Below are 25,409 nucleotides of genomic sequence, written 5' to 3'. Positions count from 1 at the left end.
ATGGCGTTAGTCGTCCAGCGCAATACCCAGGTTGCTGACACCGTCGTTAGCGGCGTCTTCACGCACATCGGCAATGTAGGATTCTGTAGGTACCCGCTGCTTTTTGAGGGACAGGATCAGCTCGCGCTGAAACAGTTTGTCGACCTTCATCAATTCATGGCGATCCAGCACGCGCACCAGCTCGTCTTCGCTGAGGTCTTCGCCTTCTGACACTTCGATAAACTGGGCCACCGTGGCCGTGGCCATCTGAGAGGCTTCCAGCGCACGCGGGCGTGTCGAATTGAGCCGATTCAGCAAGGCCTGTTCCAGCAGCCGGCAGAAGTCGTCGGCCGGATAAACGCCGTACATATCGTAAGCTTCGGGGTCCGGCGCGAGATTTTCGAGGCGCGCCAGGCTCTGGGCTATCCGCGCATCACCGACCTTTTCCTGCAGCATGCCCCAGGCTTCGTCCAACAGCATCCGCATCTTGGCGGACTGTTTGGCGCCGATGGCTTCGTCGAAGATGACATAGTTGGGGAAGGCGCGCTCAGAGAGCGCCAGGATAAATGCAAACTCCCGCCAGCCACGCAGCTGCTCCAGGGCTTTGAGAAACTGATTGGCGTTCAAGAAAGCATCTCCATTGCAGACGGGAAACGTCGGCTAGTCAAATTTCGGGCTTATCTCGTTCTGGACCATCAGGTTCTCGGCAACGTAACGCCGCGCTGACCCTGATACTTGCCACCGCGATCCATATAACTGGTTTCGCAGACCTCGTCGGACTCGAAGAAAAGCATTTGCGCCACACCTTCGTTGGCGTAAATCTTTGCCGGCAGGTTGGTGGTGTTGGAAAACTCCAGCGTCACCTGCCCTTCCCACTCGGGCTCCAGCGGCGTGACGTTGACGATAATACCGCAGCGGGCGTAGGTGGACTTGCCCAGGCAAATCGTCAGCACGTTACGCGGGATACGGAAATACTCGACTGTGCGGGCCAAGGCAAACGAATTCGGCGGGATGATACAGACATCGCTGGTGACATTGACGAAACTCTGCTCGTCAAAGTTCTTCGGGTCGACCGTTGCCGAATGCACGTTGGTGAAAATCTTAAACTCGTTGCTACAGCGCACATCGTAACCATAGCTGGACGTACCGTAGGAAATCACCCGTCCTTTGGAGGACTCGCGCACCTGCTCGGGCTCGAACGGCTCGATCATGCCATGCTCCAGCGCCATGCGCCGGATCCACTTGTCTGCCTTAATCGTCATCGTCTGTCATTCTCGCAAGAGGCTGCTGGGCGTGCGCAATCATGCGCCCGACAAAGGTGGGTATGTTAACGCCTGCGGGTGTTTAAAACAAAGGCGCGAGACACGCTTGGACTTTTGAAAGAGCTGCGCCGGGCCGAGGTTACGGGACCCGGCGTGCCCGTCAATCGTCGCTGACGGAAATGCTGGGAATCGGCGACGCCAGATTGCGCTCACGGCGGGATAGCAGCGCGCCCACACGCCGGGCAGAATCCCGGTAGATACGCGCCACCTCGGAGTCCGGCTCGGCGATAACGGTGGGTTGGCCGCTATCGGTCTGCTCGCGGATGGTCATGTGCAGCGGCAACTGGCCCAGCAGCTCAGTGTCGTAGCTCTCCGCCACCCGCTGGCCACCCCCTTCGCCAAACAGCGGTTCGTGATGGCCGCAATTGCTGCAGATGTGCGTGCTCATGTTCTCGATCACGCCCAGCACCGGGATATCCACTTTGCGGAACATCTCGATGCCCTTTTTGCAGTCCAGTAGCGCGATGTCCTGGGGCGTGGTGACCACCACTGCGCCGGTGACCGGCACTTTCTGCGCCAGGGTCAATTGGATATCGCCGGTGCCGGGCGGCATGTCGACGATCAGGTAGTCCAGGTCGTTCCACTGGGTCTGGGTCAGCAGTTGCTGCATGGCGCCGCTAACCATCGGCCCGCGCCAGACCATGGGCGTCTTGTCGGTAACCAGGAACGCCATGGACATGGCCTCGACGCCGTGCGCCGGCACCGGGATAAAGAATTTATTGTCGCGGGTCTTGGGTCGGGTGCCCTCGGGCAGTCCGAGCATCATACCGACGCTGGGGCCATAGATATCCGCATCGAGAATGCCCACACGGCAGCCTTCCAGGTGCAGCGCCAACGCCAGATTGACCGCGGTGGTGGATTTGCCCACACCGCCCTTACCAGAGGCCACGGCAATGATATTTTTCACCCCCGCGATAGACTGCAGATCCTTCTGGGCGCGATAGGCGCGAATGGACTGCCGCGTATTCACGGTAGCTCTCGACACGCCGGGCACGTTTTCGATGGCATTAGCCACAAGCTGCCGCAGCCCGCCAGCAATGCCTTCCGACGGATAGTGCAGTTCGATCTGCACCGTTACCGCATCACCGTCGATCTCCACGGATTTCACCGCATCCAACGCGAACAGGTCCTCGTCCAGGTAAGGGTCCCGATATTCTCGAATCGCAGAATCAATCGCTTCACGGGAAATCTGGGTCATATCCGTCTCCATGCGGAATCAATGGGATAACACAAGGCTTGCTCAGGTAAAGCCGGATTACCTGACTAAATTAGTGCGTTATTACTGAAGTTCTATTTAATCACAGGGCCGCCGAACACTGAACCGTTCCAACGCAAGCCACCGCCAAGCGCCGTCCGAAACCGCTCCACTCAACAAACGGGATGAAAAAGTTGCCCGTGAACGGTATCATTCGGGACCCATTTTTCCGGCAATTCGTATCGTCGCCGGAACGCCATCATTCCTGATCAACGTTTGGGACATCCAATGACGCAAGCCAACGCACCGTCCAAGCGCGACATCCTGGTTACCAGCGCCCTGCCGTACGCCAACGGCCCGATCCACCTGGGCCATTTGCTGGAATACATCCAGACCGATATCTGGGTGCGCTACCAGAACATGCGCAGCAATAACTGTGTCTATGTTTGCGCCGACGATGCCCATGGCACCGCGATCATGCTTCGTGCCGAGCGCGAAGGGATCACCTCCGAGGCGTTGATCGAGCGGATCAATCAGGAACACCAGCAGGACTTCGCCGGCTTCCTGATCAACTTCGACAACTACTACAGCACCCACTCGCCGGAAAACCGCGAATTTTCCGGCTACATCTACGAACAGTTGAAGAAGAATGGGCATATCGCCACTCGCAGCATTACCCAGGCGTACGACCCCGAGAAGAACATGTTCCTCGCGGATCGCTTCATCAAGGGCACCTGTCCCAAGTGCAAGTCCGAGGATCAGTACGGCGACAACTGCGAAGTCTGCGGCGCCACCTATACCCCGGCGGAACTGATCAATCCGCGTTCAGCGGTATCCGGCGCCACGCCCATCGACAAGGCATCCGAGCACTACTTCTTCCGCCTGCCGGAATTCGCCGATTTCCTGCGCACCTGGACCCGTAGCGGCACGCTGCAGCCTCAGGTGGCCAACAAACTGGCTGAATGGCTCGATGCCGGTCTGCAGGAGTGGGACATCAGCCGCGACGCGCCCTATTTCGGCTTCGAGATCCCCGACGCGCCAGGCAAATATTTCTACGTCTGGCTGGACGCCCCCATCGGTTACCTCGCCAGCTTTAAGAATCTGTGCGACCGCCGCGACGATCTGGACTTCGACCATTTCTGGAAGGCGGACTCCAAGGCCGAGGTCTACCACTTTATCGGCAAGGACATCATCAACTTCCACGCGCTGTTCTGGCCCTCCATGCTGCACAGTGCTGGATACCGTACGCCGTCGGCCGTTTACGCTCACGGTTTCATTACGGTCAACGGTAAGAAGATGTCCAAGTCCCGCGGCACCTTCATCATGGCGAGGACCTATCTGGATCACCTCAATCCGGAATACCTGCGCTACTACTTCGCCACCAAGCTGACCAGCAACGTGGACGACATGGACCTCAACCTGGAGGACTTCGCCCAGCGCGTGAATTCCGACCTGGTGGGCAAGGTGGTCAATATTGCCAGCCGCACCGCGGGCTTCATCGCCAAGAAGTTCGACGGCAAGCTGGGCCAGGTGACCGAATCCTCGAAGCTGGCCACATTTGTCCAGGCCGGCGAGGAAATCGCCGGGCATTACGAGAACCGCGAATTCGGCCGCGCCATGCGCCGCATCATGGAACTGGCGGATATCGCCAACCAGTACGTCAACGACGAGGAGCCCTGGGTTCGCATCAAGGACGACAGCAAGGCCGCGGAGGTGCAGGCCATTTCCACCAACGCCATCAATATGTTCCGTCTGCTGATGACCTACCTGGCGCCGATCCTGCCCGCCACCGCCAAGGCGTCCGAGGCGTTCCTGAATGCGCCGCTGGACTGGAACGGCCGGGCCAAGCTGCTGGAAAACCACGCCATCAACAAGTTCAAGCCGCTGATGAACCGGGTTGAAATGAGTCAGATCGAGAACATGCTTGAGGCCTCCAAAGATGAACTCGCGGCGGCCACCGGCGAGAAATCGGCAAAAGAAGCCAAGAGCGACGTCGAGCCCATCGCCGACGAGATCGACTTCAACGAGTTCGCTAAGGTGGATCTGCGGGTCGCTGAAATCGTCAAGGCCGAGCATGTGGAAGGCGCCGACAAACTACTGCGCCTGACCCTGAACATCGGTGAAGGCGAGCGCAACGTATTTGCCGGCATCAAGTCCGCCTATGCGCCGGAAGAGCTTCAGGGGCGGCTGACCGTGATGGTCGCCAACCTGGCGCCACGCAAGATGAAATTCGGTCTGTCCGAAGGCATGGTTCTGGCGGCGGGCCCGGGCGGTAAGGATATCTTTATCCTGTCACCGGATTCCGGCGCCAAGCCCGGCCAGCGGGTGATGTAAAAAGCGCGCACGCAAGGGTGCGGAGAGAGATCCCATGGCAGATTACCTGCTGATTCTGGTCAGCACGATTCTGGTCAACAACTTTGTCCTGGTCCAGTTCCTGGGCCTGTGTCCCTTCATGGGGGTATCCAATAAGCTGGAAACCGCCATGGGCATGTCATTGGCGACCACGTTCGTACTCACCCTGTCATCCGTGTGCAGCTATCTGGTCTACACCTACCTGCTGGCGCCGCTGGACCTCGCCTTTCTGAAGACCATCACCTTCATTCTGGTGATTGCCGTGGTCGTCCAGTTTACCGAGATGGTGGTGCGTAAGACCAGTCCCCTGCTCTACCGGGTGCTTGGAATCTTCCTGCCGTTGATCACCACCAATTGCGCAGTGCTGGGTGTCGCCCTGCTGAATCTTAACCGTAATAACAACTTCATCGAGTCCGTACTCTACGGCATGGGCGCAGCCATCGGCTTCTCCCTGGTTCTGGTCTTCTTCGCCGCCATGCGCGAGCGTATAGCGGTGGCCGACGTGCCTGTCGCCTTTCAGGGCGCCGCCATCGGCATGGTCACCGCCGGTCTTATGTCGTTAGCGTTTCTCGGCTTTACCGGCCTGGTCAGCGTCTGACGGAGTAAGCACCATGTGGACCAGTATCCTGATCGCTATCGGCGCACTCGTTGTCCTTTCCCTGATCTTTGGCGGCTTGCTGGGTTTTGCGGCCGAACGCTTCCGTGTGGAAGGCAATCCGCTGGTGAACCAAATCGACTCGCTGTTACCGCAAACCCAGTGCGGTCAATGCGGCTTCCCTGGCTGCCGTCCCTACGCCGAATCCATCGCCAACGGCGACGCCATCAACAAGTGCCCCCCGGGCGGTGAAGCCACCATTCATGCACTGGCCGATTTGCTGGATGTGGAGCCACAGCCGCTGGACGCCGAGCACGGCGTCGATCAGGGCAAACGGGTCGCCGTCATCCGCGAGGACGAATGCATCGGCTGCACGAAGTGTATCCAGGCCTGCCCGGTGGACGCCATTCTCGGCGCCGCCAAGCACATGCATACGGTGATCGAGAGCGAATGTACCGGCTGCGACCTATGCGTCGAGCCCTGCCCGGTGGACTGTATCGATATGGTGCCGGTGGAAACCACGATCCGGAGCTGGAACTGGGACCGCCCAAACCTGACGCCAGCCAAAGACCGGATCATCGCCTCTGACCGCTACGAGGTGATCTCCTGATGCGCAAGATCTGGGATTTCCCGGGCGGCATCCACCCGCCGGAGAACAAGCAACAGTCCACACGATCGTCGATCCGCCGCCTGCCACTGCCGGAGTATCTCTGCGTACCGTTGCAACAGCACATCGGCGCGCCGGCACAGGCCCTGATCGAGCCGGGCCAAAAGGTGCTCAAGGGGCAAATGCTGGCCGAGCCTCAGGGGCGCTTGAGCGTGGCGATCCATGCGTCGACATCGGGCACGGTAGAGAGCATCGTCCCGCATCCCGTCCCTCACCCCTCGGGCATGACCGACTGGTGCGTGGTTATCCGGCCCGACGGCGAAGACCGCTGGACGGCCCTCAATCCGCTTGACGATTACCGGCAAGCATCGCCGCAAGCGGTGTTAGAACGTATCCGCCAAGCCGGTATTGCGGGCATGGGCGGGGCAGGCTTCCCCACCGAGATCAAGCTGCATCCGCCAAAAGAAGACAAGGTAGAGACCCTGATCCTCAACGGCGCTGAGTGCGAGCCCTATATTACCGCTGACGACATGCTGATGCGGACCCGGGCAGAGGAGATCGTCGGCGGGCTTGAGATTATGGCCTATATCCTTCAACCCGAGGCATGCCTGATCGGCATCGAGGACAACAAACCGGAAGCGATCGAGGCGTTGCAGCGGGCCGCGGAAGGTACACACATCGATGTCGTGGTGGTTCCGACCAAGTATCCGTCTGGCGGCGAGAAGCAGCTCATTCAAATGCTGACCAGCCTGGAAGTACCCCACGGCAGCATTCCCGCGGATATCGGCGTGATGTGTCAGAACGTGGGCACTGCGGCGGCGGTTCACCGGGCCATTCATCATGGCGAACCGCTCATCTCGCGGATCACCACCCTGACGGGCGAGGGCATTGCACAGAATGGCAATGTCGAGGCGCTGATCGGCACGCCCATCAGCTTCCTGCTCGAACAGAGCGGCTTTGACAGCCAGCGCACCGAACGCCTGATTATGGGGGGGCCAATGATGGGCTTCGCCCTGGACAACCCCGCGGTGCCCGTCATCAAAACGACCAATTGCGTCATCGCCGGCTCGCCCCAGGAATTCCCGGCACCGCCGCCAGCCCAGCCATGCATTCGCTGCGGCATCTGCGCCGAGGTCTGCCCCATGGAACTGCTACCGCAACAGCTGTTCTGGTTCGCCCAGGCCGGGGAGTTCGAGAAAGCCGAACAGCACAACCTGTTCGATTGCATCGAGTGTGGCGCCTGCTCCTATGTCTGCCCCAGTACCATTCCGCTGGTGCAATTCTACCGCCATGCCAAGGGCGAAATCCGGCAACAGCGCGAAGACCTGTTGAAATCGGACCGTGCCCGCCAACGTTTCGAAGCGCGCCAGGCCCGGCTGGAACGGGAACAGGCGGAGAAGGACGCTAAGCGCAAGGCGCGGGCTGAAGCGGCTGCCAAGGCCCAGGCGGAAAAGAAAGCGCAACAGGAGAAGGCGCCTGCTAAAGCCTCCGCCAGCGCCGCCGTGCAAGCAGCGCTCGCACGCAAGGGCGTGAAACCGTCAGCAGCCGAAACGGTCACACCGGCCGGCCCTGCCGTCGAGGAACTGGAAAGCAATCTCACCAAGGCCAAAGCCAAGCTTAAAAACATGGAAGGGTTGCTCAAGGATGCACGCGCCAAAGGCGGCGACGTGGAAAAGCTCGAGCGTGCGGTGGCCAAAAACCAGGACCGTGTCGACCGCGCCGAACAGGCTCTGGCTGACGCTCGTAACACCGCGAACGCCCGGTCCTGACAGCGAGTAACCCAATGGCATTCCTCAGACTTTCATCCCCCCACGCCCATGGCCCGCAACGCACGTCGCGGGTGATGCTCTGGGTCATCGTCGCCACCCTGCCCGGCCTGGCAGCGCAGACGTTGTTCTTCGGCTGGGGCAATCTGATTAATACGGTCTTCTGTATCGCCCTGGCCATGGCGACGGAAGCCTTGATACTGAAACTGCGCCAGCGGCCGGCCGGCTTTTTCCTGCGCGACAACACCGCCGCGGTGACCGGCCTACTGCTTGGTCTGTCACTGCCGCCCTTCGCGCCCTGGTGGGTCTGCGCCGTAGCGGTCGTAGTGGCCATTATCCTGGCCAAGCAACTCTACGGCGGGCTCGGTTCCAATCCGTTCAATCCGGCCATGGTGGGTTACGCGCTCGTCCTGATTTCATTCCCCGTCGCCATGACCACCAACTGGGCCAGCCCGACCGGGCTGAGCGACCCAGAGACACCCGGCCTGTTCGAGACGCTGGCGCTGAATTTTGGCGGCGACGCCCAGGTGGACGGTTACACCATGGCCACGCCGCTGGACATCTACAAGCACGACATCTCCACCCAATTGTCCGCCCAGGTTCTGGAGCACCCCGCGTTTGGCGAGTTCATATCCCGTGGCTGGGAGTGGGTGAACCTGGCGTTCCTGGCCGGCGGGCTGGTGCTGCTGGGCCTGAGGATCATTACCTGGCATATTCCGGTGAGCATGCTGGCCGGCCTTGCCTTAATGAGCTTGGCCTTCGGCTGGGACGCCGACCGGTACACGCCGCTGTCAATCCACCTGCTTTCCGGGGCCACGATGCTGGGCGCCTTCTTCGTCGCCACCGACCCGGTATCCGCCGCCACCAGCCATAAGGGGAAACTGATCTACGGCGCAGGCATCGGCGTGCTGCTCTATATCATCCGCGTCTGGGGCAGCTACCCCGACGCCATCGCCTTCGCGGTGTTGCTGATGAATTTCGCCGTACCGTTTATCGATCATTACACGCAACCGCGCACCTACGGCCATCGGCGCGCGCGTCGCGTCAAGCCGAGCAAAGGCTAACAGGCAAAACTATGGCATCCATCGGTCAGTCGGTTACCCGCAACGCCATCGGCCTCGCCCTGTTTGCCGTCATTACGGCAGGCACGATCGCGTTGACCCACGCGTTCACGCAGGAGCGTATCACGGACCAGATTCGCCAGGCGGAGGCCGGCGCCCTGCTCCAGATCATTCCGGAGAACCTGCATGACAACGACCTGTTACAAGATACAGTGACCGTAGGACCGTCGGACAAGCTGGGGCTCACTAGCGAGGCTCAGGCCCATATCGCCCGTGTGGACGGCGATGTCAGCGGCATTATCCTGCCCGTGGTAGCGCCAAACGGCTATTCCGGGGAAATCCGCATGCTGGTGGGCATCGATGCCGACGGCGAAATTCTCGGCGTGCGCGTCACCCAGCACCGGGAAACACCCGGCCTGGGCGACAAGATCGAGACCAAGAAGTCAGACTGGATACACAGCTTCAACGGCAAGTCATTGGATAGGATCCCCGGGGATCAGTGGGCCGTCGCGAAGGACGGCGGGCAGTTCGACCAGTTCACCGGCGCCACCATTACCCCGCGAGCCGTGGTTTCCGCTGTGCACGGCGCCCTGAAGTATTTCGCGGAACGACACCCGGCGCTGCTCCAGCCATCGGCGGATGCGGCTACCGACGGAGACGAAAGCTGATATGGCAACCAAGACCCCCATCGAACTGATCAAGGATGGTCTCTGGACCAACAATCCGGCACTGGTCCAGGTACTCGGCCTCTGCCCTCTGCTCGCGGTGACGGGCACCGTCGTCAACGGTATCGGCCTGGGCCTGGCCACGCTGCTGGTGTTGGTCGGCTCGAATCTGTCGGTATCCCTGATTCGCAATTTCGTATCCGAGTCAGTGCGCCTGCCGGCTTTCGTGATGATCATCGCCTCGTTCGTCACTTGTGCAGAGCTGCTGATGCAGGCCTTCACCTATGAACTTTACGAAATTCTCGGCATTTTCATTCCGTTGATCGTGACCAACTGCGCCATTCTTGGACGGGCCGATGCCTTCGCGTCGCGAAATCCCGTACTGCCCTCGATACTGGATGGCTTAATGATGGGCTTGGGTTTCCTGCTCGTGCTGATCGCTTTAGGCGGTATGCGCGAACTCATCGGTCAGGGCACGCTGTTCACGGATATGGACCTGATCTTTGGCTCGGCGGCGGACGGTTGGCAGATCCAGGTCTTCGACGACTACGCCAACGTGCTGTTCATGGTCCTGCCACCCGGCGCCTTCGTTGGGTTGGGGTTCCTGATTGCCTTGAAGAACGGCATTGATGGCCAGATCCGCAAGCGTCGCGAGGCCCGTGAAGTCAAATCCATCGAGGTGGGCAGCAAGCGCGTCCGCGTTACCGGCAACGTTTCCTGAGGCCAGCATGAACAAGGAAAAACGCACCGCAATCTTCGAGCGCCTGAGAGCCGCAAACCCCAACCCCACAACCGAACTGGTCTACAGCAACCCGTTCGAACTGCTGATCGCCGTGATCCTCTCGGCCCAGGCAACCGACGTTGGGGTCAACAAGGCGACGGCCAAACTGTTCCCCGTGGCCAATACGCCCCAAGCCATCTTCGACCTGGGTGTCGACGGCCTGAAGGAATATATTAAAACTATCGGTTTGTTCAACAGCAAGGCGGAAAACGTCATCAAGACTTGCCGTGCGCTGGTCGACAACCACGATAGCCAGGTACCGAGCACCCGCGAGGAGCTCGAAGCTCTGCCCGGCGTGGGTCGCAAGACCGCCAACGTGGTGCTCAACACAGCGTTTGGCCAACCGACCATGGCAGTCGACACCCATATTTTCCGGGTTTCAAATCGCACCGGCATCGCGCCTGGCAAGAACGTCAATGAAGTGGAAAAACGGCTCATGCGCCTGGTGCCCAAACTCTATCTCCAGGACGCCCACCATTGGCTAATCCTGCACGGACGCTATACGTGCGTTGCGCGCAAGCCCAAGTGCGGTGCCTGTATTATTGAGGATCTGTGCGAGTTCAAGCAGAAGCGGGATTACCTGGAGTAGACAGCAACTCGCAGGATAACGGGTGCCTTAGAAGCTCCAACTACATGCTCGAGGAAAACTGAAAAATGTAGCCGACGGCTTAGCTTCGGAGTCGCCCGAGGGCTGCCAAGCGATTAATACTGATGCGAAGGGAAACGTATTCATGCCCCCCCCCTCAAGAGATAGAAAAAGGAGCCGATTTGGGCTCCCTTTTCGAAAGTTGTGAGCTCAGTCGCCTTTACCCAGCATCGCCGCCTTCAGATCTTCCTGGGCCGGCTCGTCGGAGAGCCAGATTCCGAAAAGCGCCTTCTTGAAGGGCATCCCAACGATGGTGTCTCTCTTCTCGCCGTTTTTGTAGACCTGTGTTCCCTCGCCCGGCACGTACACCAGATCGAAGTTGTCACCTTCTTTGATCTCTTCCTTGAAGACCTTCATGAACTTGTCGATCTCGGCCTGTACGGGCGCCATGTTGCCGTCTGTGGACGCTTCAAAACCTTCTAATGTGGCCGAGCTCATCTTATCGCTGGTAATCATGCCGGAGATAATATCCAGGCGAATAGCCTGGGGCTCGTCGGCATCGATGATCGCCTGGGCATTGGATTGGTTTTGAGGTACGTAGAGACTGCCCACGTATAGATCGAGAAACCACTTGGAGCGAACGCCGGCGCCGTTAAGCATCAACTTGGAATCATTAGCTGACACCTGCTCCGGTATGTCGACGCCTTCGACAGTGAGTGCGGAAGTCGGCCCGACCAGAGCCAGGGAAAGCAGCAGTGCTGAAGTTACCTTTTTCATCGTCATGTCCCTAAACGTTTGATTATTTTTTATTTTAAAAACACGGTCCGTCTAGACCCATTGCATTTTAGCAATGACGATTTCAGGTCTCTGATGTCTGGTTCTCATTTGCTGCCGTCATATTTTCCGTACCCTGAACGCGAGAAGCCGGCACCCTCAGTGAGGGGCCGGCTTCCGGGTGGACGTACTGACGCCGTCTTAAGTACAGCAGTTACTTAAACAGCGTCGTGCCGGACAGCCCTTCCTTCTCGAGAATTTCCCGCAGCCGACGCAGCGCCTCGACCTGAATCTGCCGCACCCGCTCGCGGGTCAAGCCAATCTCCTGCCCGACTTCCTCTAGCGTGCTGGTCTGGTAGCCACGCAGGCCGAAGCGGCGGGACAGGACTTCCTGCTGCTTATCGCTGAGCTGATCCAGCCAACGCTCGATGCAGCCCTGCATGTTGGAATCTTGTAGCAGGTCTGCCGGGTCGGTCGCGCCTTCATCCGCCACCGTGTCCAGCAGGGACTTTTCGCCACTGCTGCCGATGGGCGTGTCGACCGATGTCACTCGCTCGTTGAGGCCAAGCATGCGTTTAACGTCAGTGACCGGCTTGTCCACCATGCGGGCGATCTCTTCCGCGGATGGCTCGTGATCCAGCTTCTGGGTCAATTCACGGGCTGCGCGCAGGTAAAGATTGAGCTCTTTGACCACATGGATCGGCAAGCGAATGGTCCGCGTCTGGTTCATGATGGCCCGCTCGATTGTCTGGCGAATCCACCATGTGGCATAAGTCGAGAAGCGGAAGCCACGCTCGGGATCGAACTTCTCTACTGCCCGGATCAGGCCGAGGTTACCTTCCTCGATCAGATCCAGCAGGGTCAGCCCCCGGTTAACGTAGCGGCGGGCAATCTTCACCACCAGGCGAAGGTTGCTCTCGATCATGCGTTTGCGGCCGGATTCCTCGCCTTTACGGGCCAGGCGCGCAAAGTAGACTTCTTCTTCAGGTGTGAGGAGTGGAGAGAAACCGATTTCGTTGAGGTAGAGCTGGGTGGCATCCAGCTGTTTCTGGCTCGTGTAGTAGCGGCCGGTCTTCTTTGAGAGGTCGGATTCGCCGCTCAGTGGCGAATCATTATCCTGGTCGTCGTTACGGTCTGTAGCTGTCAGAGTTTCTTCTTCTGGATCCTCGACATCCGCTACCCGATCAACAATGAGTTCTTCACGCTCTGCTGACATAGTTCTAGCCCCGCCTTAAACCCCATTTTTTTCATCCGCCGGAATTCTTGTTGTTCGGCTGATGCCTGCTGTTGCTTATTGCACGTTTGTTTTTCAGCTCTGTTACACGTGGTTTTTCAGCAGTCCGGGCAGTGCCACGGTTATCGCGGAGGAAGATAATGCGAGGGATCCACCGGATTTCCGTTCCTTCTTATCTCAAAGTGCAGCTTAACCTCGTTGGCGCCGCTGCTGCCCATTTCGGCAATGAGCTGGCCCGCCCTGACGTTTTCACCCTCCTGCACCAAAATTTTTCGATTGTGCGCGTATGCGCTCAGAAAATGCTCATCATGATTGATGATTATAAGGTTACCGTATCCTAATAGACCGCTGCCTGCATAGACTACACTTCCTCCAGCGGCCGCCCTTATTGGATCACCGACCGCGCCGGAAATATCAATCCCCTTGTTGACTTTTCCCGACGTTGAGTATCCTGCAATTACAGGGCCAATGTTGGGCCAGCGCCATTGAATATTCGATACTACCTGGGTCTGTTTCGCCAGCGATTTATCGGCACGAGGGGCTTTCTGGACTTTGGGCGGTGGGGTCGACGCCGATGCTGGTTTGGGCGGGGGACGCGCTGACGGCGTAGAGCCGGAGGGCGCCCGGCCCCTCAGATCGAGCCGTATGACTTGTCCGGCCTTGATGTGGTACGGCGGTGCAATACCATTGGCATTACCTAGCTCGCGATAATCCCGACCGTAACGCCAAGCGATGCTATAGAGCGTTTCACCCGGTTGGGCGACGTGGCGTCCCCAATAGACCGGCGGGTTATAGCGGTCGTCGTGATAGATATCCGCCGTATTGCAGCCCGAAAGTAATAACAAAGCAAACAGCCAAAGGCCCAGCCCCCGAAAAATGGGACGTCGGTTGCGCGGCTTCAGAAACAAAACCGTCAGGTTCAGGCCCTGAACATCTTTACGACCATCTAAGCTCACGGATATAAAAGCTTCTTTTTTTATTTCAAACTTGTATGAAAAATAGCGCTCTCTGTGAAGAACACAATATAAGCCTCTAATTTATTGCGCATTTTTTATCCAGGTTAAAGTTACTTAACTTAGCTTGGTGTTCCGAACAGTAACACCATAAGTAACAGTTCACACTTTCACGGAGACTCGGAGCCTCTTTTCTCTCTGACAAACCGTCCCGCCCAATCCAATCCAAGCACGAGCACAATACCCAAGACCGCAAGCAAGATCGCCGGCACCAGTGCGGCGGAATTACCGGTCACTTCGGCGTACGTGGCTGGCAGCAAATTGATTTCCTCTAGCGGAACTCGTTCACCGTGACTGCTGGTGCGCCAGGTTAAGGCTTCTTTCCAGGGCCACACCTTATTGAGGGCGCCCAGCATGAACCCCGTCAATAGCGCCAGCATGGCATCCCGGTATCTGGAAAAGGCCCAGGAAAGCAATTGCGCGATCGAGAGCAGGCCGACGGCACAACCTGTCACAAACAGCGCGAGGCGGTCCAGTTGCATTTCGTTAATCGCGCCCAGGACAGGCCCGTACATCCCCAGTATCAGCAAAATAAAGCTGCCGGAGATACCCGGGAGAATCATGGCGCATATCGCCAGCGCGCCAGCCCCGAACAGGGACAACGAGGTGACTGGCGCCTGGCCGGGTGTCAATTGGGTAATCAACCAGGCGAACAGCATACCGGCCACGAGCAGGATCCCTTGCCGCAGACTCCAGCGGTCAATCTCCCGACCGACGTACCAAGCAGAGGCCAGGATCAACCCGAAGAAAAAGCTCCAGAGCAAAACGGGATGGGCTTGCAGCGCATACTTGATCACTCCCGCCAGGGTGGCGACGCTGGTCAGGATGCCGGCGAACAGTGCAATCAGGAACGTACCGTCGATATTCCGCCAAAAAGCGGCCCACCGCCCCTTGAGCAATTCAGTAAAGAACGCTTTGGGAAAAGCGCTGATCGCATCCAGCAGGCGCACATAGATACCCGTAATGAACGCGATGGTACCCCCGGACACACCGGGTACCACGTCAGCGGCCCCCATGGCCAAGCCGCGAAGAAAGACACCGGGCGGGCGTTGCGTTTTATCTTGCGTCGGGGGCGACACGGGGGATTCATTCATCGAACGACACCGCCCAACAAGGGGACAAAACGCACGGGTTCGATTTCACTGGTATCGTAGCCGGAGCCCCGGCGGACAATACGTGTCAGCATCTGGGTTCCTTCGCCAATCGGCGCCACCATGACCCCGCCGTCGGCCAATTGAGGTAGCAAGCCCTCGGGGACGCGCGAAGGCGCCGCAGTGACGATGATGCCATCGAATGGTCCTTGCTCCGGCCACCCCATACCGCCGTCGGAGTGGCGTAGTTGGACATTACGGTAACTCAATGCCCGCATGCGCTCCCTCGCCTTGTCCAGCAAAGGCTTGATTCGCTCGACACTGAAAACGTCATCCACAAGGTGGGCCAGGATAGCCGCCTGATAGCCCGACCCGGTACCCAGCTCCAATACACGCTTGGGTTGGAATTCCATCAGGATTTCGGTCATCCGCGCGACGATATAAGGTTGGGATAGGGTCTGTTGGTAGCCAATAGGCAGCGCAGTATCTTCATACGAGCGATGTGATAGGGCTTCATCCAGGAAAATGTGCCGCGGCGTTTCGGCAATGGCTTGCAGTACCCGCTCGTCCTTGATCCCCCCTTCACGTAGACGCTGCACCAGCCGCATCCGGGTGCGACGCGAGGTCATGCCGATGCCCTGAATTTCCGACACCATTAATGTTCCACCTCCAACCAGTTGCGCAGTGCATCCAGCGCCTCATGCCGGGTCATGTCCACCTGGATAGGTGTGACCGATACATAACCGTGCTGCACCGCGTGAAAATCAGTACCGGGCCCCGCATCGTCCCCCTCGCCCGCAGCACCGATCCAGTAGCGCGTTTTACCACGGGGACAGGTCATGGGGACCGCCGACTCTCCACGCACGCGATGGCCCAGACGGGTGACCTGAAAGCCCTGAATATCTTCCCAAGGTACATCCGGCACGTTGACGTTCAGCAGACACCTGGGTCCGAGTGCCAGAGAGGCTTCCTTTTCAAGTAACTGCCGAACCGCTTTCGCCGCAGTTTCGTAATGGAAGTTACCGGTATTCACCAATGACACGGCGATGGCCGGCATCCCCAAGAAGCGTCCTTCGGTAGCGGCAGCGACAGTGCCGGAATAAATCACGTCGTCACCGAGATTAGCGTGAGTATTGATGCCCGAAACGACCCGGTCGAACCCATGGTCGAACAGGCCGTTGACAGCCAAGTGAACACAATCGGTGGGTGTACCGTCGACGGACAGGAATCCCTGGGGATGGGACTCGACAGTCAGCGGCCGGCTCAGGGTCAACGAGTTGCTGGCGCCGCTGTGATCCCGATCTGGAGCGACAACACTGAGATCGCCTAGCCCCTCCAGCCCCTCGTAGAGCATTTTCAGCCCCGGTGAATGAACGCCGTCGTCGTTCGCCAAGAGAATGTGCACACTAAGCTCCGTTCGGTTGCTGCAGCCTCGAAACCGCCGCAGATAAAATGTCAGATTGCACCAGACAAAACCTTATGATGCCGGGTTTGAATCGGTGTCGCCAGATACGGTGTCCAGAATTTCAGCAACCAGCATAGTGGCAAATCCACCCGGCCCCAGGGCAAACTCAAGACACAATGTATCGGCTGTTTCCCACTGCCAAGTCAGTCCACTCAAGGGCAAGGCAAGCGCACGACGCTCCGGTTTCATCCGCGTACTCGAAAACACCGCCTGTACCTCAGGGAAACGGGCGACGACGGCCCGCTCGAACTCGCCCAGCTCCCCGGCGGCAGCCGTTCCACCATCCCCCCATAGCGGGCCGCTGGGCTCCGCAGAGGGCTCGCCGTCGAGCATCTGGGTCCAGCTCCCTTGCTCCACACGCTCAGCCAATACCTCGTTAAACAGCCATGAGCGGGCGGCAGAAAATGCCATGCCGGCTTTGAAGTTACGTCCGCGCCGCGGGCGATCGCCTTCGGCAACTGCCTTGGCGAGATTGCTACCACCTCGGCCAAACCGCTGCGGCCCGAAATAGTTGGGAACGCCACGGCTCGCAATTTTCTTGAGCCGCTGTTCAACCTCATCAGCCGGGGCTGTGACTGCGCGAAGCCGTAACCGAAAGTGGTTGCCGATATGCTCGCCCCGTCGTAGCTTTCGACGATGACGGGCGTGATTTAGCACGCGCCACCGGCTATTGACTGCCGCAATGAACGCTTCGTCGTCCAACTTGCCGGGCCGGTAAAGACTGAACCACTGGCGCGTTACGGCATGGCGGTCTTTGAGGCCACAGAAACTGACATCGAACGGACGCAGGCCGGCCAGCCGGGCCAGCTCGCGAGCGACAAACTCCGTGTTGTCACCGGCTTTCTCCAGCCGAAGACAAAGATGCTCGCCCTCGCCCGTAAACTCGATATCGATCAGCTCATCGACCGCAAAATCCTCGGGTACCTGGCGCATGACAGCGGTCCCCAGACGCGACCCCGAAGCCGACGGCCAATCCAATCGCCACTGACTCATGACGGTACACCCGACGTGAGCAAGCATACCGCCTGGCAGGCGATGCCTTCCTCCCGGCCCGTAAACCCGAGCTTTTCTGTTGTGGTCGCCTTGACGCTCACCGCACCTACATCCAGGCCAAGATCTTCAGCGATAAGGCCACGCATCTGATCGATGTGCGGTGCCATTTTAGGCTTCTGGGCGATAATCGTGCTGTCCACGTTAACCACGCGGTAACCACCGGCATGGACCGCTCGGAGCACAGCGCGCAGCAAGTCGCGGCTGTCGGCCCCCTTCCACTGCGCCTCGGTATCCGGGAAAAAATGACCGATATCGCCGAGTGCCGCCGCACCTAACAGCGCATCGGCGATTGCATGGAGCAGTACATCGCCGTCCGAATGGGCCTCGACTCCCTGCGTGTGCGGAATGCGGACACCGCCCACCACAATGCCGTCGCCCTCGCAGAATGCGTGAACATCGTACCCCTGGCCTATACGCATGGCTTCAATCCTATTGGTCTAGTCTGTCAGTTGGTCGAGTATCCAGCCCGCCAGCGCGAGGTCTTCGGGCACGGTGATCTTCAGATTATCCGCCCGCCCCGGCACCAGCTTTGGCGCGTAGCCGGCGGCTTCAACTGCGGAGGCTTCGTCGGTGATCGCCTCGCCGCGCGCCTTCGCGTGCTGGAGCGCTCGTCTCAACAAACCATAACGAAATTGCTGCGGCGTCTGCGCCCGCCAGAGATCGGCCCGAGCAACGGTTTCAATCACCCGCCCGTTTTGCGGCTGTTGGCGCTTAATGGTATCGGATACCGGCACCGCTAAAAGCCCGCCGATTTCATCGTCTTCCAGTTCGCCGAGGAGCCTGTCCAGATCGGCCCTCGCCAGGCAGGGGCGAGCCACGTCGTGAACCAGCACCCAGTCGTCGTCACCCGCGGAACCTTGTAGGGCGTTCAATCCCGCCAGTACGGATTCAGCCCGCTCGTCGCCGCCGACACAAGTCGAGACGCGCTGATCGTGAGCACTTTCGCTTGACGCAAACCAGCTGTCGTCCGGATGAAGAGCCACCATGGCGCCAGTGAAGTAACCGCTATTGAGCAACCGGGACAAGGTAATATCGAGGATAAAACGATGACGGATCTGGAGGTACTGCTTGGGCCGGTCGGCGGCCATGCGCTGCCCGATGCCTGCGGCAGGCACCACAAGCCAGTATTGCCGATGTATCATGGGTTATTCCGGGGAACCGGGCGGCTCAGGGCTCTACCACCAGGAAAAAGGTTTCATCTTCACGTATCAGGCCAAGGTTCATGCGCGCACGCTCTTCGATGGCCCCCTGACCGCCACGCAGGTTGAGCACTTCCGCGTATAGGCGCTCATTGCGGTTGGCCAGATTGGCATTCTCCGCCTTTTGGACGTCGATCTTCTGCTGAAGTTGCCAGACTTGTGCAAAACTGCCCTCGCCTACCCACAGACGTACCTGTAGTAGGACGATAAACACAGCCATGACAGCCCATATAACCTTCATGATCAATTCCTGACGAGACAAAAACAGCGCACATTCAGTGCGCTGCGTTTACTACCTCGGGTGAAGTCTAGCCTATTATTTGATCGACGGCTATTACGCCTGGCCCTTAATTTCTTTCAGGCCCCGGTAAGGCGCCCGCTCGCCCAGTTCCTGCTCGATACGCAGCAGCTGGTTGTACTTGGCCACGCGATCCGACCGGCACAACGAACCGGTTTTGATCTGGCCGGCACAGGTGGCCACTGCCAAATCGGCGATTGTGGTGTCCTCGGTCTCACCGGAACGGTGAGAGATCACCGCCGTGTACCCTGCGTCCTGAGCCATTTTGATGGCATCCAGCGTTTCGCTCAGGCTGCCAATTTGATTGAACTTGATCAGGATAGAGTTGGCAATGGCGTTGTCGATACCTCGTTTGAGAATCGCGGTGTTGGTCACGAAAAGATCGTCCCCTACCAATTGCACCTTGTCACCGATCTTCTGGGTTAGCACAGCCCAGCCATCCCAATCACTCTCGTCCATGCCATCTTCGATGGAAACGATGGGATAGCTCTCGCACAGTCCGGCCAAGTAATCGGCGAAACCTTCGGCAGAATATTTCTTGCCTTCACCGGCGAGGTCGTACTGACCGTCGCGGTAAAATTCGGAAGAGGCACAATCCAGAGCCAGGGTGATATCCTTACCTAGCTCGTAACCCGCCTTCTCCACCGCTTCCTTGATCACAGCCAGGGCCGCCTCGTTGGACGGTAGGTTTGGTGCGAAACCACCCTCGTCACCTACCGCGGTGCTCAGCCCTTTGGCCTGAAGCACCTTTTTAAGATTGTGGAAGATCTCCGCACCGATTCGCAGGGCCTCGGCGAAGCTAGACGCTGCCACCGGCTGGATCATGAATTCCTGAATATCCACATTGTTATCGGCATGCTCACCGCCGTTGAGGATATTCATCATAGGTACGGGCAGGGAATACTTGCCGGCCGTGCCGTTGATTTCGGCGATATGAGCATACAGCGGCAGCTTGCGCTCGGTCGCCGCCGCCTTGGCCGCTGCCAGGGAAACCGCGAGGATGGCGTTGGCGCCCAGATTGGCCTTATTGTCGGTACCATCCAGATCGATCATCACTTTGTCCAGACCACGCTGATCGGCTGCATCGAAACCGATCAGGGCATCGCGGATACGGGTATTGACGGCGTCGACCGCCTTAGTAACACCTTTACCCACATAACGGGACGCGTCCTTGTCGCGCAGTTCGAGTGCTTCGCGGGATCCGGTGGATGCACCGGAAGGCGCACAGGCACGGCCGACGGTACCGGACTCGAGGACAACGTCCGCCTCGACGGTCGGGTTGCCGCGGGAATCCAGGATTTCGCGTGCTTTAATGTCCGCGATCTTCGTCATGCTTCATTTCTCCATAAACAGTCGTTATCGGGTTACAGAATCAGGGGAAAAACGATTGAAATCAGGCCGTCTCCAGCGGCTCGAACCCTTTCACCAGGTCGTCGATGGCCTTCATTTGCCTGAGGAACGGTTCCAACTGGTTCAGTCGCAATGCGCAGGGTCCATCGCACTTGGCTTTCTCGGGGTCAGGATGGGCTTCAAGAAAGAGCCCCGCCAGTCCCTGGGACATACCCGCTCGTGCCAATTCACTCACCTGAGCGCGACGACCGCCGGCGGAATCGGCCCGGCCACCCGGCATCTGCAGCGCATGGGTAACGTCGAAAAACACCGGGTAACCAAAAGACTTCATTATGCCAAAGCCCAGCATGTCGACCACGAGATTGTTATAGCCGAAGCTTGAGCCACGCTCACACAGGATGATGCGGTCGTTACCAGCCTCTCGGCACTTGTTGACGATATGATTCATTTCCTGCGGAGCCAGGAACTGGGCCTTCTTGATGTTGATCACCGAACCGGTCCGGGCCATGGCTTCCACCAGATCCGTCTGGCGGCTGAGGAAAGCGGGAAGCTGGATAATTTCACAGACTTCCGAAGCCGGCTGAGCCTGCCAGGGCTCGTGCACGTCAGTAATGATAGGAATACCGAAGCGATCCTTGATGTCCTTGAGGATTTCCAATCCGGCATCAAGCCCCGGCCCACGGAAGGAATGAATCGACGAACGATTGGCCTTGTCGAAAGAGGCTTTGAAGACGTAAGGAATGCCCAGGCGACGCGTAACATCGACGTAGGCTTCCGCGACTTCCATCGCCAGATCACGGGATTCGAGAACATTCATCCCCCCGAACAGCACGAAAGGCTGCTCATTGGAGATACTCAGGTCGGCAACCGTGAGGGTTTTCTGTGACATGGCGGGCGATCTGCTCCTGCAATGAAAACAACTGCGCCGGCAGCGTGTTACTGCCGGCGCATGGATTTATTGGGACTTTTTCCGCTCCAGGGCGGCCTCGACAAAGCCCTTGAAAAGGGCATGGCCGTCACGGGGCGTGGAGGTGAACTCCGGGTGGAACTGGCAGGCAACGAACCAGGGGTGATCCGCGACCTCCACCACTTCCACCAACTTGCCGTCGGTAGAGTGACCGGCAATACGCAGACCGGCTTTCTCAATTTCGGGCAGGAAATGATTGTTCACTTCAAACCGGTGGCGATGGCGCTCACGAATAACCTTCCGTCCGTAGCACTTGGTAATGGTCGTATCGTCAGCCAATACGCAGTCCTGGGCGCCCAGGCGCATGGTCCCGCCCAAGTCGGAACCCGCATCGCGTAGCTCCTTCTGCCCGGTGGCATCCAGCCATTCGGTGATCAGACCCACCACCGGCGTTGGCGTTTGGGGGCGGAACTCCGTGCTATGGGCGTCCTTCAGCCCTGCAACGTTACGGGCGTACTCGATAACCGCAACCTGCATCCCCAGGCAAATACCCAGGTACGGCACCTTGTTTTCTCGAGCAAAGCGCACCGTTTCAATCTTGCCTTCAACACCACGCTCGCCGAAGCCACCCGGTACCAGAATAGCATCGGCGGAATTTAGAATGCCGGTGCCATCATGTTCAATATGTTCGGAATCGATGTAGTTGATGTTGACCTTGGTGCGGGTTTTGATGCCTGCGTGCAGCAAGGATTCGATCAGCGACTTGTAGGCATCCAGCAACTCCATGTACTTGCCGACCATCGCGATGGTCACTTCATGGTGAGGATTGAGCTGAGCGTCTACGACCGCGTCCCACTCGGATAGATCGGCAGGTCCGGCATCCAAGCCAAACCGTTCGATGATGATTTCATCGAGTCCATGGCCGTGCAGCATGCGCGGGATCTGGTAGATGGAGCGTGCATCCTGCAACGGGATGACGGCTTTTTCCTCGACGTTGGTAAACAGTGCGATCTTACGACGGGAGCCCGCGTCCACTTCATGCTCTGAGCGACACAGCAGAATATCCGGCTGCAGACCGATCGATCGCATTTCCTTCACCGAGTGCTGGGTCGGCTTGGTCTTGATCTCGCCAGCGGTGGCAATATATGGCACCAGCGTCAGGTGCATGAACAACGCGCGACGAGGCCCTACTTCAACCTTCAACTGACGGGTCGCTTCGAGAAACGGCAGGGACTCGATGTCGCCCACGGTACCGCCAATCTCGATCAGGGCCACATCGGCTCCGGCGGCACCTTCGACCACACGGCGCTTGATCTCGTCGGTGATGTGCGGAATGACCTGAACCGTGCCACCCAAGTAGTCGCCGCGGCGCTCCTTTCGGATCACTTCTTCGTAGACGCGGCCGGTGGTGAAGTTGTTGCGACGGCTCATCGGGGTCCGGATGAACCGCTCGTAGTGACCCAGGTCGAGATCGGTTTCGGCACCGTCCTCGGTCACAAAGACCTCACCATGCTGGAACGGGCTCATGGTGCCTGGGTCGACGTTGATATAGGGATCCAACTTGAGAATAGTGACCTTTAAGCCGCGCGCCTCAAGAATGGCCGCAAGGGAAGCAGAAGCGATCCCTTTGCCCAATGAGGACACGACACCGCCGGTGACGAAAATATAACGCGTCATGCAGTTTCCGTGTGATTATCTGGTTCGGTGAAGGAGGGAGATTATCATCTCAAGATGGGTCGCCAGAGTACCAGAAGCCCCCTACTTACTCAACGACAATCCCGCTCCCAGACAATCCGCCACGACGCCTCCGACGGCGGGCCGAACAATGTTGGGGATAGCCACAAACCGGCTACAGCCACAAGCTCCTCGCCTTTCCAGACCAGCGGAATTCGCTCTCGCTCCCAAGGCGGCACGTCTTGCTCCTGCAGCCATTTCTTGAGCGGCCGGCTCGGTCCGCCGGGCCGGGGACGAAGGCGCTCGCCGCCTTTTCGCGACGTCACCACAAGCGCCAGCGGCGGCACGGCATTGCCCAGAACGTGCAGCCGACCGCCAGCCCATTCCAGCGGTTCCCGGATATCCCACGCAACAGCCTCTCGAATCGGCGCGCTCTCATGGCCAGTACAGTACAGGGCATCGCGGAAGCGGCGGATCACGTAACCCTCGCCCACCAGCGCCGGCATGCGGTCCTCTGCCGCCGACAACAGATCCGCAAGGCCCTGCTCAAGCCGGGATGCCGGAGGCGGCTCCAACGCCTGATCAATCAGCCACCAGCGTAGTAGATTTTTCTGCTCCGGCACGTCCAGAGCCGCCAGGCGCAAGGCGTCGAGGCGTCCTTGCTCGTCCCGAACATCGCGCAATTGCAATAGGGCCAGCTTGTGGGTGAGCTCGCTCGCCTCTGCACTTTGACGGGCCGAGCGGACAATGCTGGCCACACCGCCGGGCCAACGGCTGCCCAACGGTTCGAGAACCCGGTGGCGGATATAATTACGATCGATAGACGGATCGTCGTTGCTGGGGTCATCGACCCACGTCAGATTCCAGGCGACCGCCAGTGCGTGGAGACGCTCGCGGGTTAAGTTTAACAAGGGGCGAACGAGACGGCCGTTACCCAACGAACGCTCCGCCGGAATACCGGCCAGCCCCCGGCTGCCACTTCCCCTGATCAGCCGGAACAAAACCGTCTCTGCCTGGTCATTGGCGTGATGAGCCATAAGCAAAAGCTCGCCCGCCTGCAATTGTTCGTCGAAGACGGCGTAGCGAGCTTCGCGAGCTTGGCTTTCAAGGCTCTCTCCACGCTCAACATTGACACGGATGACGGTCAGCGGAACGTTCAGATTTTCGCATGCCTGGCGACAACAGGACGCCATAGACTCCGAAGCAGCCTGGAGCTGATGGTTCACATGAATAGCATGAAGAGCGACATCGGTCCGGCCGCGAAACCAAGCCGCTACGGCATGCAGAAGGAAGATGGAATCGAGGCCGCCGCTTACGGCAACGTGCAGCTGATCGGCAGGGGGAATGGCCCTCATGGCCCCGACCAGATCGGCGGGCCATGAGGCAGGATCTAATCTGTCACCGGCCGGTGTCATAGGCTGTCAGGCGTTCATAACGCTGGCCAACCAGATCCTCGGTCGACAAGGCGCCAAGCTCCGCTAACCCGGACTTGAGCTGCGCCTTGAGGGCGCTGGCCATCTCTTCCGGTGAACGATGGGCGCCACCCATAGGCTCGGGGATGACCTCGTCTGCCAGGTTCAAGTCTTTCAGGCGATTGGCATGCACGCCCATGGCTTCGGCAGCTTGCGCCGCGTATTCGGCGCTCTTCCAGAGAATCGAGGCACAGCCCTCCGGAGAAATAACCGAATAGGTGGAATATTGCAGCATGTACAGACGGTCGCAGACACCGATTGCCAAAGCGCCACCGGAACCACCCTCACCAATCACCGTCGATATCACCGGCGTTTTCAGCCGCGACATAACCGCAAGGTTGAACGCGATGGCCTCGCTCTGGCCACGTTCCTCAGCGCCGATCCCCGGATAGGCGCCCGGTGTATCGATAAACGTGAGGATCGGCATGTGAAAACGCTCGGCCATTTCCATCAGGCGTAGCGCTTTGCGATAGCCCTCCGGCCGCGGCATGCCGAAATTACGCTTGACCTTATCTTTAACCTCACGGCCTTTCTGGTGGCCGATCACCATGATCGGCTGACCGTCGAGACGCGCCGTGCCGCCAACGATGGAAAGATCATCGGCATAGCGGCGGTCACCGTGGAGTTCGTCGAAATCCTCGAACATGAGGTCGATGTAATCCAGCGTGTAGGGCCGCCGCGGGTGACGGGCCAATCGGGCGATGTCCCAGGGGGTCAGGCTTGAGAAAATACTCTCGGTCAGGCTGACACTCTTGTTTTTGAGACGACTGATTTCGTCCGTGATATTGATGTCACTGTCGTTGCCAACCAGGCGCAGCTCTTCGATCTTGGCTTCCAGGTCGGCAATGGGCTGTTCAAAATCCAGGTAGTTGGGATTCATGATCTTCCGTCGTCGTTAGTTCGTAGGCGACTTTCAAATTTTATGATTCTTTGCGCAAACTAACAGGCCCGTTCATCCATAAAAACCGGA

Annotated in this window: 27 protein-coding genes; 9 read left to right on the top strand and 18 right to left on the bottom strand. The window is 58.8% G+C overall.

Annotated elements, in window-relative coordinates:
• Positions 1-6 precede the first annotated feature (6 nt).
• The 3 genes from FXO11_RS07680 to apbC all read right to left on the bottom strand — a co-directional run bounded on the left by FXO11_RS07680 (position 7) and on the right by apbC (position 2,499).
• Positions 7-606 carry a YjaG family protein gene (locus FXO11_RS07680; RefSeq protein ID WP_148862437.1) on the bottom strand — a complete coding sequence of 200 codons (600 nt, stop codon included), beginning with the start codon at positions 604-606 and terminating at the stop codon, positions 7-9.
• A gap of 68 nt (positions 607-674) precedes the next feature.
• Entirely contained in the window at positions 675-1,241 is a 567-nt protein-coding gene (gene dcd, locus FXO11_RS07675; RefSeq protein ID WP_148862436.1) for a dCTP deaminase, read from the bottom strand.
• 160 nt (positions 1,242-1,401) lie between these two features.
• A complete protein-coding gene (gene apbC, locus FXO11_RS07670) occupies positions 1,402-2,499 on the bottom strand; it encodes an iron-sulfur cluster carrier protein ApbC (RefSeq protein ID WP_148862435.1) in 1,098 nt (365 codons plus the stop codon).
• Between the two features lie 285 nt (positions 2,500-2,784).
• On the opposite strand from apbC, the gene metG reads away from it, so the two are divergent.
• From metG to nth, 8 genes are read left to right on the top strand one after another with little or no spacing between them, the layout of a single operon-like run.
• Positions 2,785-4,830 (top strand): methionine--tRNA ligase, encoded by a 2,046-nt coding sequence (gene metG, locus FXO11_RS07665; RefSeq protein WP_148862434.1) that lies wholly within the window; start codon positions 2,785-2,787, stop codon positions 4,828-4,830.
• A gap of 34 nt (positions 4,831-4,864) precedes the next feature.
• The gene (gene rsxA / locus FXO11_RS07660; RefSeq protein WP_148862433.1) at positions 4,865-5,446 is read left to right on the top strand and encodes an electron transport complex subunit RsxA; all 582 of its coding nucleotides are present in this window, start codon (positions 4,865-4,867) and stop codon (positions 5,444-5,446) included.
• Positions 5,447-5,459: 13 nt separating this feature from the next.
• Positions 5,460-6,053 (top strand): electron transport complex subunit RsxB, encoded by a 594-nt coding sequence (gene rsxB / locus FXO11_RS07655; protein WP_148862432.1) that lies wholly within the window; start codon positions 5,460-5,462, stop codon positions 6,051-6,053.
• Positions 6,053-7,819 (top strand): electron transport complex subunit RsxC, encoded by a 1,767-nt coding sequence (gene rsxC / locus FXO11_RS07650; protein WP_148862431.1) that lies wholly within the window; start codon positions 6,053-6,055, stop codon positions 7,817-7,819. Before rsxB ends, rsxC begins: the two co-directional genes overlap by 1 nt.
• 14 nt (positions 7,820-7,833) lie before the next feature.
• Complete coding sequence (rsxD, locus tag FXO11_RS07645; protein WP_148862430.1) at positions 7,834-8,880, top strand: electron transport complex subunit RsxD; 1,047 nt, start codon at positions 7,834-7,836, stop codon at positions 8,878-8,880.
• Between the two features lie 11 nt (positions 8,881-8,891).
• A complete protein-coding gene (gene rsxG / locus FXO11_RS07640) occupies positions 8,892-9,545 on the top strand; it encodes an electron transport complex subunit RsxG (RefSeq protein WP_148862429.1) in 654 nt (217 codons plus the stop codon).
• A gap of 1 nt (position 9,546) precedes the next feature.
• Complete coding sequence (locus tag FXO11_RS07635; protein WP_148862428.1) at positions 9,547-10,263, top strand: electron transport complex subunit E; 717 nt, start codon at positions 9,547-9,549, stop codon at positions 10,261-10,263.
• 7 nt (positions 10,264-10,270) lie between these two features.
• Positions 10,271-10,912 (top strand): endonuclease III, encoded by a 642-nt coding sequence (nth, locus tag FXO11_RS07630; protein ID WP_148862427.1) that lies wholly within the window; start codon positions 10,271-10,273, stop codon positions 10,910-10,912.
• 207 nt (positions 10,913-11,119) lie between these two features.
• On the opposite strand, the gene FXO11_RS07625 is transcribed toward nth, so the two are convergent.
• The 14 genes from FXO11_RS07625 to tilS form a co-directional block, all read right to left on the bottom strand.
• Positions 11,120-11,686: a chalcone isomerase family protein gene (locus tag FXO11_RS07625; RefSeq protein WP_148862426.1), complete on the bottom strand. Its 567-nt coding sequence runs from the start codon at positions 11,684-11,686 to the stop codon at positions 11,120-11,122.
• Positions 11,687-11,897: 211 nt separating this feature from the next.
• Entirely contained in the window at positions 11,898-12,899 is a 1,002-nt protein-coding gene (gene rpoS / locus FXO11_RS07620) for an RNA polymerase sigma factor RpoS (protein ID WP_148862425.1), read from the bottom strand.
• A 140-nt stretch (positions 12,900-13,039) separates the two neighbouring features.
• Positions 13,040-13,795 (bottom strand): peptidoglycan DD-metalloendopeptidase family protein, encoded by a 756-nt coding sequence (locus FXO11_RS07615; protein WP_148864834.1) that lies wholly within the window; start codon positions 13,793-13,795, stop codon positions 13,040-13,042.
• Positions 13,796-14,040: 245 nt separating this feature from the next.
• Entirely contained in the window at positions 14,041-15,024 is a 984-nt protein-coding gene (locus tag FXO11_RS07610) for a DUF368 domain-containing protein (protein WP_148862424.1), read from the bottom strand.
• Entirely contained in the window at positions 15,021-15,677 is a 657-nt protein-coding gene (locus FXO11_RS07605; RefSeq protein ID WP_148862423.1) for a protein-L-isoaspartate(D-aspartate) O-methyltransferase, read from the bottom strand. The genes FXO11_RS07610 and FXO11_RS07605 overlap by 4 nt, the downstream gene beginning before the upstream one ends.
• Positions 15,677-16,426, bottom strand: a complete 750-nt coding sequence (surE, locus tag FXO11_RS07600; protein WP_148862422.1) for a 5'/3'-nucleotidase SurE — start codon at positions 16,424-16,426, stop codon at positions 15,677-15,679. The genes FXO11_RS07605 and surE overlap by 1 nt, the downstream gene beginning before the upstream one ends.
• A gap of 72 nt (positions 16,427-16,498) precedes the next feature.
• Complete coding sequence (gene truD, locus FXO11_RS07595; protein WP_148862421.1) at positions 16,499-17,479, bottom strand: tRNA pseudouridine(13) synthase TruD; 981 nt, start codon at positions 17,477-17,479, stop codon at positions 16,499-16,501.
• Complete coding sequence (gene ispF, locus FXO11_RS07590) at positions 17,476-17,958, bottom strand: 2-C-methyl-D-erythritol 2,4-cyclodiphosphate synthase (protein ID WP_148862420.1); 483 nt, start codon at positions 17,956-17,958, stop codon at positions 17,476-17,478. Before ispF ends, truD begins: the two co-directional genes overlap by 4 nt.
• A gap of 18 nt (positions 17,959-17,976) precedes the next feature.
• A complete protein-coding gene (gene ispD, locus FXO11_RS07585; protein WP_148862419.1) occupies positions 17,977-18,681 on the bottom strand; it encodes a 2-C-methyl-D-erythritol 4-phosphate cytidylyltransferase in 705 nt (234 codons plus the stop codon).
• A gap of 25 nt (positions 18,682-18,706) precedes the next feature.
• Positions 18,707-18,979: a cell division protein FtsB gene (gene ftsB / locus FXO11_RS07580; RefSeq protein WP_148862418.1), complete on the bottom strand. Its 273-nt coding sequence runs from the start codon at positions 18,977-18,979 to the stop codon at positions 18,707-18,709.
• A gap of 93 nt (positions 18,980-19,072) precedes the next feature.
• Positions 19,073-20,368, bottom strand: coding sequence for a phosphopyruvate hydratase (eno, locus tag FXO11_RS07575; protein WP_148862417.1), 1,296 nt, complete (start codon positions 20,366-20,368; stop codon positions 19,073-19,075).
• Positions 20,369-20,429: 61 nt separating this feature from the next.
• A complete protein-coding gene (gene kdsA, locus FXO11_RS07570) occupies positions 20,430-21,275 on the bottom strand; it encodes a 3-deoxy-8-phosphooctulonate synthase (RefSeq protein WP_148862416.1) in 846 nt (281 codons plus the stop codon).
• A 66-nt stretch (positions 21,276-21,341) separates the two neighbouring features.
• Positions 21,342-22,970: a CTP synthase gene (locus FXO11_RS07565; RefSeq protein WP_148862415.1), complete on the bottom strand. Its 1,629-nt coding sequence runs from the start codon at positions 22,968-22,970 to the stop codon at positions 21,342-21,344.
• A gap of 89 nt (positions 22,971-23,059) precedes the next feature.
• Positions 23,060-24,253: a tRNA lysidine(34) synthetase TilS gene (tilS, locus tag FXO11_RS07560; protein WP_264766218.1), complete on the bottom strand. Its 1,194-nt coding sequence runs from the start codon at positions 24,251-24,253 to the stop codon at positions 23,060-23,062.
• On the opposite strand from tilS, the gene FXO11_RS20410 reads away from it, so the two are divergent.
• On the top strand, positions 24,194-24,349 hold the full coding sequence (locus FXO11_RS20410) for a hypothetical protein (RefSeq protein WP_227546177.1): 156 nt from the start codon (positions 24,194-24,196) through the stop codon (positions 24,347-24,349). The genes tilS and FXO11_RS20410 overlap by 60 nt on opposite strands.
• 16 nt (positions 24,350-24,365) lie before the next feature.
• On the opposite strand, the gene accA is transcribed toward FXO11_RS20410, so the two are convergent.
• On the bottom strand, positions 24,366-25,319 hold the full coding sequence (gene accA, locus FXO11_RS07555; RefSeq protein ID WP_148862413.1) for an acetyl-CoA carboxylase carboxyl transferase subunit alpha: 954 nt from the start codon (positions 25,317-25,319) through the stop codon (positions 24,366-24,368).
• Positions 25,320-25,409: the final 90 nt, after the last annotated feature.

The organism is Marinobacter fonticola, from assembly GCF_008122265.1.
Classification (GTDB): domain Bacteria; phylum Pseudomonadota; class Gammaproteobacteria; order Pseudomonadales; family Oleiphilaceae; genus Marinobacter_A; species Marinobacter_A fonticola.
The sequence above is the reverse complement of the archived record's forward strand: the minus strand, read 5'-3'. Positions and strand labels throughout refer to the sequence as shown.

Excerpts from the sequence above, each read along its gene's own strand:
- dcd (WP_148862436.1), bottom strand. The coding sequence starts at position 1,241 with ATGACGATTAAGGCAGACAAGTGGATCCGGCGCATGGCGCTGGAGCAT.
- apbC (WP_148862435.1), bottom strand. The coding sequence starts at position 2,499 with ATGACCCAGATTTCCCGTGAAGCGATTGATTCTGCGATTCGAGAATAT.
- metG (WP_148862434.1), top strand. The coding sequence starts at position 2,785 with ATGACGCAAGCCAACGCACCGTCCAAGCGCGACATCCTGGTTACCAGC.
- rsxA (WP_148862433.1), top strand. The coding sequence starts at position 4,865 with ATGGCAGATTACCTGCTGATTCTGGTCAGCACGATTCTGGTCAACAAC.
- rsxB (WP_148862432.1), top strand. The coding sequence starts at position 5,460 with ATGTGGACCAGTATCCTGATCGCTATCGGCGCACTCGTTGTCCTTTCC.
- rsxC (WP_148862431.1), top strand. The coding sequence starts at position 6,053 with ATGCGCAAGATCTGGGATTTCCCGGGCGGCATCCACCCGCCGGAGAAC.
- rsxD (WP_148862430.1), top strand. The coding sequence starts at position 7,834 with ATGGCATTCCTCAGACTTTCATCCCCCCACGCCCATGGCCCGCAACGC.
- rsxG (WP_148862429.1), top strand. The coding sequence starts at position 8,892 with ATGGCATCCATCGGTCAGTCGGTTACCCGCAACGCCATCGGCCTCGCC.
- FXO11_RS07635 (WP_148862428.1), top strand. The coding sequence starts at position 9,547 with ATGGCAACCAAGACCCCCATCGAACTGATCAAGGATGGTCTCTGGACC.
- nth (WP_148862427.1), top strand. The coding sequence starts at position 10,271 with ATGAACAAGGAAAAACGCACCGCAATCTTCGAGCGCCTGAGAGCCGCA.
- FXO11_RS07625 (WP_148862426.1), bottom strand. The coding sequence starts at position 11,686 with ATGAAAAAGGTAACTTCAGCACTGCTGCTTTCCCTGGCTCTGGTCGGG.
- rpoS (WP_148862425.1), bottom strand. The coding sequence starts at position 12,899 with ATGTCAGCAGAGCGTGAAGAACTCATTGTTGATCGGGTAGCGGATGTC.
- FXO11_RS07610 (WP_148862424.1), bottom strand. The coding sequence starts at position 15,024 with ATGAATGAATCCCCCGTGTCGCCCCCGACGCAAGATAAAACGCAACGC.
- FXO11_RS07605 (WP_148862423.1), bottom strand. The coding sequence starts at position 15,677 with ATGGTGTCGGAAATTCAGGGCATCGGCATGACCTCGCGTCGCACCCGG.
- truD (WP_148862421.1), bottom strand. The coding sequence starts at position 17,479 with ATGAGTCAGTGGCGATTGGATTGGCCGTCGGCTTCGGGGTCGCGTCTG.
- ispF (WP_148862420.1), bottom strand. The coding sequence starts at position 17,958 with ATGCGTATAGGCCAGGGGTACGATGTTCACGCATTCTGCGAGGGCGAC.
- ispD (WP_148862419.1), bottom strand. The coding sequence starts at position 18,681 with ATGATACATCGGCAATACTGGCTTGTGGTGCCTGCCGCAGGCATCGGG.
- ftsB (WP_148862418.1), bottom strand. The coding sequence starts at position 18,979 with ATGAAGGTTATATGGGCTGTCATGGCTGTGTTTATCGTCCTACTACAG.
- eno (WP_148862417.1), bottom strand. The coding sequence starts at position 20,368 with ATGACGAAGATCGCGGACATTAAAGCACGCGAAATCCTGGATTCCCGC.
- kdsA (WP_148862416.1), bottom strand. The coding sequence starts at position 21,275 with ATGTCACAGAAAACCCTCACGGTTGCCGACCTGAGTATCTCCAATGAG.
- FXO11_RS07565 (WP_148862415.1), bottom strand. The coding sequence starts at position 22,970 with ATGACGCGTTATATTTTCGTCACCGGCGGTGTCGTGTCCTCATTGGGC.
- FXO11_RS20410 (WP_227546177.1), top strand. The coding sequence starts at position 24,194 with ATGAATAGCATGAAGAGCGACATCGGTCCGGCCGCGAAACCAAGCCGC.
- accA (WP_148862413.1), bottom strand. The coding sequence starts at position 25,319 with ATGAATCCCAACTACCTGGATTTTGAACAGCCCATTGCCGACCTGGAA.